Genomic DNA, 1852 nt, shown 5'->3' with positions numbered 1-1852 from the left:
AAAGGATTTTAGTATGACAGAAAATGATATTCTTTTGACAGACCGTGAAAGTGCAAAATTGCTTCATATGAGTGTCTCAACTTTCCGCCGTCATGTGACCAATGGCTCTCTCCCCAAACCCCTAAAATTTGGTTTTTTATCGCGTTGGTTACAATCGGATCTTATCAATGTCATCGAACAAGCAAAACAGCAACGTCAAAGTGACGCGGCATAAAAAAAACCTTGTCACGTAAGGACGGACAAGGCTTTCTCAAACTCATTACCCTAGAGTTAGCATAATCCGTCCTATGGTGCAATATTCATAGGATAAAAACATGTTTTCTTAATATAAATGCTCGGGGCATCACAAATGCCTTGCATGGGGTTTGGCATGGATATTATGGGATAGCCCGTTGTCCTGCTCATGATGATAGGCTGCCTAGCTTATCCCTTACCAATGTACATGATGGGCGCCTTTTACTCACTTGTTATGCTGGCTGCTCTTTTAGAGAGATCATACAAGCGCTCATCAGAATTGGCTTGCTTGGAAAACAAGCCTTTAATCAGACGCTTTCTTTATCAAAACAGATTTCTGCTGATCTCAAACGAGCAAAACANCAGAATTGGCTTGCTTGGAAAACAAGCCTTTAATCAGACGCTTTCTTTATCAAAACAGATTTCTGCTGATCTCAAACGAGCAAAACAGAAAGCAGAGAGAGCAAAAGCAATTTGGCAACAATGCCAACCAATCAAAAATACTTTAGCAGAAACCTATTTACGTATGCGGGGTATTACATGTGATTTGCCTGCTGATTTACGCTTTCACGACAACTGTCCGCACCCATTAGGGATTACACTGCCCGCGTTGGTTGCTTTTGTTAAGGGTGCTGGCTCCTTTGCTATTCATAGAACCTTTTTACAAGCCAATGGCTGCAAAACAGATCAGAAACCAGCAAAAGCCATGTTGGGATCTGTAATGGGCGGTGCTGTGCATTTAAGTCAAGCCAATCCAAAACATCTGGTTATTTGTGAGAGCATTGAAACGGGGCTGTCTCTGCTGTCTGGGTTGTTATCAGAGCCCGTGAATTTATGGGCGTCTCTTTCAACCAGTGGCATGAGGCATGTGAATTTACCTCCTACAAAAGCCCGTCTCACCATTGCAATGGATGGCGATGATGCGGGTCGTAAAGCAGGTTTTACCCTCGCTGCGCGTGCCTATAGACAAGGCTTTGAGGTCTTTATCATGCAAGCCCCATACGGTCTAGATTTCAATGATGTTTTGATACTGAAAGGTATAAATAAATGAGAGAGAATAAAAACAATATTGTAGAGAACAACAATCAAAATGTTTCATTCAATGATAACGATAATGTTTCTTTAAATGATAAGACTTGTTTAGAAGCTATTTCTTATGAAGTTGCCTTGCAACAAAATGGTTGGGGGGAATTAAAGCCTATCACGGCGGCTCTCTTACCCGTCAAGCCTTTTAATCCATTACAGCTCCCCATGCCATTCATGGATTATGTTTATGACGTTTCAGAACGTCAACAAGCCCCTATGGATTTTATTGCTGTCGCTGCTCTCTGTGCCTTGGCGGCTGTCATTGGTAATGGCGTGCGGGTTGCTCCAAAACAATATGATGATTGGACGATTGTCCCTAATCTCTGGGGCGCTCTTATTGGTCAATCATCAACATATAAAACACCAGCCATGAAAGCCGCTTTAGCGCCCATTACTTGCCTTCAAAAGCAATGGTATAAAGAGTGGTTAAAACAGAAAGAAAAACAAGAAATTGAAGAGAGATTTGAAACTTTAGACAAACGAGAAAAGGAAAAACAAGCCCATAAAGCGATCAAAAAAGGAGATCTTGAAA

At 41.6% G+C, this 1852-nt stretch carries 2 protein-coding genes and 1 pseudogene; all 3 read left to right on the top strand.

What is annotated here, in order from left to right; genetic code table 11:
* Positions 1-13 precede the first annotated feature (13 nt).
* A complete protein-coding gene (locus tag ACFIK7_RS00025; RefSeq protein ID WP_011180791.1) occupies positions 14-214 on the top strand; it encodes an AlpA family transcriptional regulator in 201 nt (66 codons plus the stop codon).
* 92 nt (positions 215-306) lie between these two features.
* A pseudogene (locus tag ACFIK7_RS00020) lies at positions 307-1285 on the top strand (toprim domain-containing protein).
* On the top strand, positions 1282-1852 hold a 571-nt coding region (locus ACFIK7_RS00015; protein ID WP_375662701.1), incomplete at its 3' end, for a DUF3987 domain-containing protein. The pseudogene ACFIK7_RS00020 and the gene ACFIK7_RS00015, both read left to right, overlap by 4 nt.

This window comes from Bartonella sp. CL266QHHD, assembly GCF_042195355.1.
In the GTDB taxonomy this organism is placed as follows: Bacteria; Pseudomonadota; Alphaproteobacteria; order Rhizobiales; family Rhizobiaceae; genus Bartonella.
The sequence above is the reverse complement of the archived record's forward strand: the minus strand, read 5'-3'. Positions and strand labels throughout refer to the sequence as shown.